The organism is Enterobacter sp. BIDMC 29 (genome assembly GCF_019378755.1).
Classification (GTDB): domain Bacteria; phylum Pseudomonadota; class Gammaproteobacteria; order Enterobacterales; family Enterobacteriaceae; genus Enterobacter; species Enterobacter ludwigii.
On record NZ_CP080000.1, the window covers coordinates 1,280,753 to 1,289,624 of the forward strand.

Below are 8,872 nucleotides of genomic sequence, written 5' to 3' on the forward strand. Positions count from 1 at the left end.
ACTAAGGTCCACTCCTCGCTCATAAGGGACAACCATACTCAAATCTCCCACATTGCAGGAGATTTGAGTATGAACACGTCACCGTGGAACAAAGACCGTATCATCGGCCAAAAAAGACCACTTCAGATATCTCGTATCTGGGGGATCCGAATCCGGCTTAAACTGGAAGGTAAAACGCGCGATTTAGCTCTGTTCAATATGGCCCTGGACAGTAAGCTTCGAGGCTGTGATCTGGTCAAACTCAAAGTATCTGAAGTGGCATATGGTAGCTTGGTTTCAAGCAGAGCAACGGTGTTGCAACAGAAAACCGGTAGTCCTGTGCAATTTGAGATAACCAAAGGAACAAGAGAAGCTGTTGCTGCATTGATAAAACTTGGCAATTTGCACAGTAAAGACTTCTTGTTCCGGTCTCGGGTCGGAACTAATCAGCACATATCAACCCGACAATACAACCGAATCTTTCATGGGTGGGTAGAAAAGCGTGGTCTCGCAGATTCGCTTTACAGCACACATTCCATGAGAAGAACAAAACCTTACCTGATCTACAAGAAAACCAAGAATCTTCGGGTGATCCAACTTCTGTTGGGCCATAAGAAACTGGAAAGCACAGTCCGCTATCTGGGCATTGAAGTAGATGATGCGTTAGAGATCTCTGAATCGATTGAAGTCTAAGGTTGTCAGGGCTGCAACAGCAGGCCTGTGCCAGAAGCGGACATTTCTCGCTGTTAGGTGCAGGAAAAATCGTGTTTTTAGGCTTAGGAAAAGGCATATGGGTATGCCGAATCTAAAAGCCTAAATCCTGATAGTTTTTCTCCAGTTGCCGCCACTAAACTAATTACAATTCCTGAGCCGTTGGTCTGAAAATAATTTCACTCACACCAACATCTTCTGGTTCATTAATTGCGAAGGCTACCATGCGTGCAAAGGTTTCTGCTGGCACGCCAATATTTTCAACGTAATCCTGGTTTGCAGCCTTAACATCTTTATCCGTTATATGCTCCAGCAGTTCTGTTTTAACAGCACCGGGGGAGACTAACGTGACGCGAATGTTATGTGCCGCCATTTCCTGGCGCAAACCGTCGGTTAATGCTCGAACAGCAAATTTTGTCGCCGAATAGACAGCAGAACTCTGGAAGACAAGGTGTGCAGCAACAGATGCGGTGTTAATGATATGACCTGTTTTTTGTGATTTCATATAAGGCAGCACCGCAGCAATCCCGTGTAGAACCCCGCGCAGATTGACATCAATCATCTGATTCCATTCATCGACATTTCCCTGCTCAAGGCGGGAAAGTGGCATCAGGCCGGCATTATTGATAAGAACATCTACACGACCGAATGTGTTGACCGCAGTCTCAATGAGGTTGTTTACGTCATCAAGTTTCGTCACATCGGTTGCGACGGCGATGGCTTCTTTATTCTGCTTTTGGAGCTCACTCGCAATGGCCTCAATGCGGTCTATTCTCCGCGCAGCCATCACAACCTTTGCTCCTTTTTCAGCAAGATAACGCGCAGCCGCTTCACCCATACCGCTTGATGCGCCCGTGATTACAATTACTTTGCCTATGATGTTATCTGTCATTTTTACTCTTCCTGAATAGGAGATGGGCTGTTGTCACCACTATCAGACTGAGATCAGGTTCGATCTCTTCAGACTTCAGTGACACATTCCTGAACAGGGATAATCTTAGCAGTAGAGCATTAATTCGATAATGCGAATAAATTTATATTGATTATGAGTACAGCTCATTAATTGGAGTTAGGTTACGGGTAGTTCGTGTGAGCAGGAGGATCTGCAGCCGTTATTCCCGCGCCGATATTGTCTGGCTGAGAGCCGGTTGCGCCCCCTGGTAGAGCCTCCGCACGGGGTATACTCCCTCCGCGGGCGACGGTAATGAAATAAAGGAGGTCATTCAGATTACGTTTCATCGGTGAGATACTCACAAAACATAACTATAGCTTATAAGCCCATTAAGCAATCATTAGCTAGTCAGCATACATCTATCGTGTAGAATTTCCAGTAAGAGAGGAGTCCGGAGATAAGCATACGGATCTGAACCCATTTGATAAATTGACTTCTTTTTAAACGCTTATCTAAAATAATCATTGATGCTGCACCTGAAAGGTGCAGCGCATTTGCGGGAGAGAATCTGGATGAAAAAAATATTATTCCTGTTATTTATTATCATCACTAGCTTTTTATTCCCGGCTCGTGCCAGTAATTCTTTACAGACAGACAAGGAAGAAGCCGTGACCATTAAAATGACTATCAAACAGCAAACTTTTTACGTTGAACTTAAGAATAATCCAGCCGCTAAGGCATTTATTGAACAGCTTCCCCTGACTTTAACGATGGAGGAACTTAACGGGAACGAGAAATTTGCTGATCTGCCCCGTCCCTTACCGACCCACCAGGTCAAACCTGGAACCATTAATCAGGGCGATCTCATGTTATATGGCCATCGTACCCTGGTGCTTTTTTATGAGACCTTTCAGACAAACTACGGATACACACCCGTTGGCAGAATAATAGCGCCAGAAAATCTTGGTAAACTAGCAGATGAAAAAGAAGTAATAGCAAGGTTTACCACAGATAAAAAAGGTTGATCTGTATTATCAAACACTGAATCTGGATTACCTGTAGACGCAAATGCTGGCAGACGATGGCTATCAGTGGCTTGTCGAGCAGGGTGGTTTGACCCGCGAAAACGGACAGACATTCCGCGAGGTGATTCTGTCGCGCGGCAATAGTAGTGATTGAGCTGAACTTTACCGGAACTGGCGCGGCCACGATCCGAGGATTGAACCGACGCTGGAGAATCGCGGGTTGAGTGCGTAGCGCTTATTCAGGTCAGAAACAAAACCGGGCGTGAGGCCCGGTTTTTGTTTGATTATGTCTTATCCACAACTTTAATTATTTATGCCGTGTAAAAGGTATAAAAATTTCTGATGCCGTATGAAACATTTTAATAATGACCGAATGTGATGCAATTCGTAATGACCATTAATGTGGGATGAGATATAACATGTTTTGAAAAATTAACATTCTCATAACGTCATTAAGGTTAAGCAAATGAAGCAGGTTGGTATTGTTGGTTGGCGAGGAATGGTGGGCTCTGTTTTGTTACAAAGAATGGTCGATGAGAACGACTTCGACAATATTTCCGCGCATTTTTACAGTACTTCCAGTGCAGGTGCCGCTGGTCCCGTCATTGGTGGCGTCAACCACACACTCAAAGATGCTAATTCTATTAGCGCCCTGGCCGAAATGGATATCATCATAACCTGTCAGGGCGGGGATTATACCAAAGCAATTTATCCTGCGTTGATTAGCTATGGCTGGCAAGGCTACTGGATTGATGCGGCCTCAGCGCTACGGATGGATGAAAAAGCCTGCATTATTCTCGACCCGGTCAACCGCACAAATATCGATCGTGCCATCAAAGAGGGAATTAAACTTTTTGTTGGGGGAAACTGTTCCATTACGCTGAGTCTTATGGGACTGTCAGGGTTAATTAAAGCTGACCTGATAGAATGGATGAGTGTGATGACCTATCAGTCTGCATCCGGAGCGGGTGCTAAATATGTCCGGGAATTAATTGCTCAAAGCGCTTATATCAGTAAACATTTATCTTCTGATGAGCTGGAATCCTCAGGTTCAGTGCTTCCTTTAGTCAATAAAGTGAGTGAATTAGTTAACAGTGCTAACATGCCCATCCAGAATTTCGGCGCGCCTTTAATGGGCAGTATTATTCCATGGATTGACAGCGATTTAGGGGATGGTAATAGCAGAGAAGAATGGAAGGGTGAGGCAGAAACGAACAAAATTCTTGGTCTCTCTCCGGGTACGATTGCAGTAAATGGCTTGTGTATTCGGGTCGGTGTGATCCGTTGCCATAGTGCTGCAATAACCCTGAAGCTCAAGCGTGAAGTCAGCGAAGAAGAATTTGCAGAGCTTGTGACGCATTCCCATCCATGGGTTAACTATGTGCCCAATAATAAGGATGACAGTGTCAGTAAATTGACTCCCGCTAACATTAGCGGTTCGCTGCAGGTGGGTATTGGCCGTTACAAGAAAATGTCGCTTAACAATGACCCTATATACTCGGTTTTGACGGTCGGCGATCAGCTGTTGTGGGGCGCTGCGGAACCCTTGCGACGGATGTTGAATATTCTGCTTGGTAAAGTCTAATCACGCTCACACGGTCATGGCGCGCTGCGCGTAAGGCGTGGGTTTAACGAGAAGCTGGAGACTGAACTCCAGCCTCTAGGAATGGGTTTCAATCTGAGGCCGTTTCGCCTGGGGCTTCCTTTAACGATTCGATACTTATCTCTGAGTCATTAGTTTCGAGTAGCTGGGTTAATAAAATCAGGTTATTGAATTCGTTCAGTAACATTTCAGCGTCGGATTTGAGCGGCGTATCTGCTGCTTCAAGCGCCGCGTTGATCGCTTTTCTGACATTCTCGAGCATTTCGTTCATACCGCCATTTTTACCAATGGTCAGTAACAACGCGCCTATCAACAAAGACTGTGCTTCTACTTTGGCCGCCAGCTCTTTAGCTTCAGCGTCCATTTTGGAAATTTTTGCGATAACACTGAGTATCAAGTTTTTCATAATGCCCCCTTATTTTCTTTGCGAGATTAACTCCTTAATAAATTTTGAGCGAGGTTTATTTTATGGCGACAGCAATTGTCTTTGTTGATGAAGCAGGGCACGGTGCCAGCAGTGATCAACACCGTGCGCTTCCTGTTAACGGAAGAAGTCTGCCAGGGCCTCACTCAGGGCCTGAGGTTGTTCATCCGGAATGAAATGACCGCAATGAGCAAGCGTAATGCCACTCACCGTCTCTGCAAACTGGCGAAGCGGGGCAGCCATATCGGCAATCGAACCCTGATCGGCACTGACGGCCAGCAGCGGCACCTGAAGTTTTTGCGTTTCAGCCCGCGTCCGGTTCTGAGCAGCGGAGACCGCCGCTTCTCTGTAAGGGGCCAGCCCGGCACGCAGCGCTCCGTTTTGCTGCATCAGGCGGACATATCGGGCGATATCCGCATCGCTAAAGGCCATCGGACTGGCGGTTTTTCGCCGCAGGAACCATTCGAGGTAAATCTCTTCACGCCCGCTAATTAAGGCTTCCGGCAGGTCGGGGAGAAGATGAAACGCGAAGTGCCAGGTTTTCCAGGCTTTTTCTGGCGTCGCGGGCAGGGCGTCCGGCAAAGTAATACCCGGGATACCGGCATCAAGCAGAGCCAGCTTGATTACCTGCTGTTCATAACGCAGGGCATACGGCCAGGCAACCCATGCACCTACATCGTGGGCGGCCAGGTAATGTCTTGTGATCCCAAGTGTCTGCACCAGCCCAAAAACCGAACTGGCAAGCGTGAGGGTATCGTAGCCAGACTGTGGCTTATCGGAGTCGCCCTGGCCCGGGAGGTCGAGTGCGATGATATCGTAACGATCGGCTAAAAGAGCCATCACCTTATGCCAGGCAAACCCGCTTTGCGGGAAGCCTGCAAGCAGCACGATTGTTTCACCTTGCGTCTGTCCGCCTCTGACATAGTGCAGACGAACCCCATCGACCGTTGAGTAATAGTGCGCAAAACCGGGCAAGCCCGCGACAGGCTGCGACCACGGAAGGGGGATTGAATTCTCAGACATTACTACCTCCAGCTATTTAGGAAATGATCATTTCCTTTATGGGTAAATTTTTTAGGCGAGTAGCGCCATCACCGTCTCTACCAGCCGTTCGCGTGCCGGTAATTCTCCGGCTTTGCCCGCCACACGCATGCCCAGGACCAGGCACAGCAGAATGCCGCTCAACGCCTGTGCGTCGTGACGTGAATTAACTGAACCGTCCTGCATACCCTGTTCGATCAGCTGGAGGATCGCGTGCTGATTTCGCGCAAGCGCGCTCTGCACCAGCCCGGCAATTTCGCCGTCAAACTGGCTGAGTTCAAGGGTGCTGCCGACCACCAGGCAGCCGCGGCGCCCTTCGACAGCGCTGGCCGATTCAAGATAAAAGTTCAGCAGCTCGGCTATTTTGGCCCGGCCATCAGGTTGTCGCGCCAGACGCTCGCGCAACGATTGATTACGCAGGGAGGTATAACGTGCGAATACCTGCAGGAAAAGGCCACGTTTATCGTGAAAGGCTTTATAAATACTGCCCGCAGTGAGCTGCATCGCGTCGCTCAGGTCACTAATCGACGCGCTGTGGTAACCCTTTTCTCTGAATACCGGCATCGCCAGATCCAGGGCCGCATCGAGATCAAATTGCCGCGGACGTCCGCGCTCGCGTGCGTTCTGTAGCTTCTCAGACATTGTGCTCATCATTTAGGAAACAATCGATTCCTAAATACTCCCATAAATGGGCGTATCTGGAAAGCGTGAAGTTCTATAAAAAGAGTTTGCCGCGGCAGAAGAGTGGAGAGGTCATTTTAGCTTCAACACGCTCCGGTATACTGCATCGTGATTTTAACAGGGCGTCGAACGTAAAGGCCGTCGCTAACAGAGCCAGCCAATATGCAAAAGGCAGGAAGTATGTCTCTTCGTTCACTGCGGGCGTTGTGCCTGACAAGTTTTTTCATTGCTGATGTTCGCGATGGCCTCGGGCCCTTTCTCGGCATCTTCCTGACGGAACGTCACTGGACCCCGGATGATATCGGCATCCTGATGACCGCCGGGGGGCTGGCGGGATTACTGGCAACGCTGCCGGCGGGATTTATTACGGATACCTCCCGCAATAAGCGTTCGGTTCTGGCACTGCTTTGTATCGCCATTACGCTGAGTACGCTGCTGCTCTGGTTTAGTCAGCAGAGCGGCGTCGTCGCCGTCTCGCAAATTATCACCGGTATCTGCGCGGCGTTTGTGGGGCCATTGATTGCGGGTATTACGCTGGGTCTGACGGGCCCGAGCGGGTTTAGCACGCAGATGGGGAAGAACGAGGCGTTCAACCACGCCGGCAATTTCCTGACGGCGGTGATTGCAGGCGGCATTGCCTGGTTCTGGGGCGTCGGGGGCATTTTCCTGCTGATGACCTGTACGACGCTTCTGACGTTGTGCGCGCTGCTTGCCATTCGTCATACAGATATCGACAACGATGCGGCGCGGGGGCTGACCTCTTCAGCCCGTCAACCAGTCCCCGGCGTCGCGGTGCTGATTAAAAACCGGGCGCTGTTGATAACCGGGCTGACGCTGCTGCTGTTCCATCTGGCCAATGCCGCACTGCTGCCGATGCTGAGCATGAGGGTTGCTGCGGCACCGGCAACCATCAATCCCGGATTATTTGCGGCGGCCACCGTCATCATTTCTCAGGCGGTGATGATCCCCGTCGCCATTGGGGTGGCAGGTCGAATTGAGCGCTACGGTTACTGGCGTTTAATCATGCTGGCCCTGCTGATCATGCCCGTTCGGGCGGCACTGGCAGCCTCCACAGACGCCCCGTTGATGATGATCCCGGTACAAATTCTTGATGGTCTGGCCGCGGGGATCCTGGGCGTTGTCGTGCCGTCGTTTATCGTGGTGCTGTTGCGCGGGAGTGGGCACGTGAATGCCGGGCAGAGCGTGGTAATGCTGATGCAGGGTGTCGGGGCAGCAATGAGCCCGGCGTTAACCGGCACCATTGCCGGTCATTACTCTTTTGCGACGGCCTTTAGTGTGCTCAGCGCCATTGCGCTGCTGGCTGTCCTGCTCTGGTGGCGCTTTGCTCACCGGAGCTGGACACCAGACCGGGCGTAGCTGGCCGGGCAGGGCAGAGCCGCACCCGGCACACGGGTTTACACGATAGCGTTAGGGCACTCTTCACCCTTTTCCAGCTGCTGCAAGTTCCCCAGCGTGGTTTCTGAAATGCTGATCAGCGCTTCGGCAGTCAGAAACGCCTGGTGTCCGGTGAACAGGACGTTATGGCAGGCAGACAGACGGCGGAATACGTCGTCCTGGATCACGTCATTAGATTTGTCTTCAAAGAACAGATCGCGCTCATTCTCATACACGTCCATCCCCAGCGCGCCAATCTTCTGGGTCTTCAGCGCTTCAATAGCGGCCTGGGAATCAATCAACCCGCCGCGGCTGGTGTTGATGATCATCACGCCATCTTTCATCTGGTCAAACGCCGCCTGGTTGAGCAGGTGGTAGTTTTCCGGCGTCAGCGGACAGTGCAGGGAGATAACGTCAGACTGTGAAAACAGCGTCGGCAGGTCGACATATTCCACGCCCAGATCCAGCGCGGCAGCGCTTGGGTACGGATCAAACGCCAGCAGACGCATACCAAACCCTTTCAGAATGCGCAGGGCGGCGACGCCAATCTTACCGGTACCGATAACGCCCGCGGTTTTACCGTACATGGTAAAGCCGGTCAGCCCTTCCAGAGAGAAGTTGGCGTCACGGGTACGTTGATAAGCACGGTGAATACGACGGTTCAGCGACATCATCATACCGATGGCATGTTCCGCGACCGCTTCCGGAGAATATGCCGGGACGCGGACCACCTTCAGCCCCAGCTCTTTTGCGGCATCAAGATCCACGTTGTTGAAGCCAGCGCAGCGCAGGGCGATATATTTCACGCCCTGTTTTTTCAACTCTTCCAGCACCGGACGGCTGCCATCATCATTCACAAAAATGCAAACGCCTTCACAGCCGTGCGCCGTTTTGGCGGTTTTTTCGGACAGCAGAAAGTCGAAAAATTCAAGCTCAAACCCGTAAGCCTCGTTAACATGTTGCAGATACTTTTTGTCGTACTGCTTTGTGCTATATACCGCGAGTTTCATAAGACTTTCTCCAGTGATTTTGCATTCACGTTAGCATGATTAAAATTATCTTACAATTTCTGAAATATTATTGAATTCAATAAGTTCTATCAATTATTTTAGAGCATCTTT

Annotated in this window: 9 protein-coding genes and 2 pseudogenes; 5 read left to right on the top strand and 6 right to left on the bottom strand. The window is 50.2% G+C overall.

Going from position 1 to position 8,872, the window contains the following annotated elements; translation table 11 throughout:
* Positions 1-69 precede the first annotated feature (69 nt).
* Positions 70-672: a site-specific integrase gene (locus JTA15_RS05775; RefSeq protein WP_219373233.1), complete on the top strand. Its 603-nt coding sequence runs from the start codon at positions 70-72 to the stop codon at positions 670-672.
* Between the two features lie 163 nt (positions 673-835).
* Here JTA15_RS05775 and JTA15_RS05780 read toward each other — a convergent pair whose 3' ends face one another.
* Both JTA15_RS05780 and JTA15_RS21685 read right to left on the bottom strand, forming a co-directional pair.
* Positions 836-1,582 (bottom strand): SDR family oxidoreductase, encoded by a 747-nt coding sequence (locus JTA15_RS05780; RefSeq protein WP_138613899.1) that lies wholly within the window; start codon positions 1,580-1,582, stop codon positions 836-838.
* A 223-nt stretch (positions 1,583-1,805) separates the two neighbouring features.
* Positions 1,806-1,929, bottom strand: a pseudogene (locus JTA15_RS21685) (LysR family transcriptional regulator); the annotation flags it as partial.
* A gap of 225 nt (positions 1,930-2,154) precedes the next feature.
* Between JTA15_RS21685 and JTA15_RS05785 the strand changes: the two are divergent.
* From JTA15_RS05785 to asd, 3 genes and pseudogenes are all read left to right on the top strand, one after another.
* Positions 2,155-2,607 (top strand): cyclophilin-like fold protein, encoded by a 453-nt coding sequence (locus tag JTA15_RS05785; protein ID WP_219372959.1) that lies wholly within the window; start codon positions 2,155-2,157, stop codon positions 2,605-2,607.
* Between the two features lie 37 nt (positions 2,608-2,644).
* A pseudogene (locus JTA15_RS05790) lies at positions 2,645-2,839 on the top strand (M3 family metallopeptidase); the annotation flags it as partial.
* Positions 2,840-3,073: 234 nt separating this feature from the next.
* The gene (asd, locus tag JTA15_RS05795) at positions 3,074-4,192 is read left to right on the top strand and encodes an aspartate-semialdehyde dehydrogenase (RefSeq protein WP_219372960.1); all 1,119 of its coding nucleotides are present in this window, start codon (positions 3,074-3,076) and stop codon (positions 4,190-4,192) included.
* Between the two features lie 88 nt (positions 4,193-4,280).
* On the opposite strand, the gene iraP is transcribed toward asd, so the two are convergent.
* The 3 genes from iraP to JTA15_RS05810 form a co-directional block, all read right to left on the bottom strand.
* Entirely contained in the window at positions 4,281-4,616 is a 336-nt protein-coding gene (gene iraP, locus JTA15_RS05800; protein WP_014169912.1) for an anti-adapter protein IraP, read from the bottom strand.
* A 135-nt stretch (positions 4,617-4,751) separates the two neighbouring features.
* Positions 4,752-5,657, bottom strand: a complete 906-nt coding sequence (locus JTA15_RS05805; RefSeq protein ID WP_219372961.1) for an alpha/beta fold hydrolase — start codon at positions 5,655-5,657, stop codon at positions 4,752-4,754.
* A gap of 51 nt (positions 5,658-5,708) precedes the next feature.
* On the bottom strand, positions 5,709-6,317 hold the full coding sequence (locus tag JTA15_RS05810; RefSeq protein ID WP_255580145.1) for a TetR/AcrR family transcriptional regulator: 609 nt from the start codon (positions 6,315-6,317) through the stop codon (positions 5,709-5,711).
* A gap of 219 nt (positions 6,318-6,536) precedes the next feature.
* Between JTA15_RS05810 and JTA15_RS05815 the strand changes: the two genes are divergently transcribed.
* Positions 6,537-7,733, top strand: coding sequence for an MFS transporter (locus tag JTA15_RS05815; protein WP_041162583.1), 1,197 nt, complete (start codon positions 6,537-6,539; stop codon positions 7,731-7,733).
* Positions 7,734-7,771: 38 nt separating this feature from the next.
* On the opposite strand, the gene JTA15_RS05820 is transcribed toward JTA15_RS05815, so the two are convergent.
* Entirely contained in the window at positions 7,772-8,761 is a 990-nt protein-coding gene (locus JTA15_RS05820) for a 2-hydroxyacid dehydrogenase (RefSeq protein ID WP_014169916.1), read from the bottom strand.
* Between the last annotated feature and the right edge of the window lie 111 nt (positions 8,762-8,872).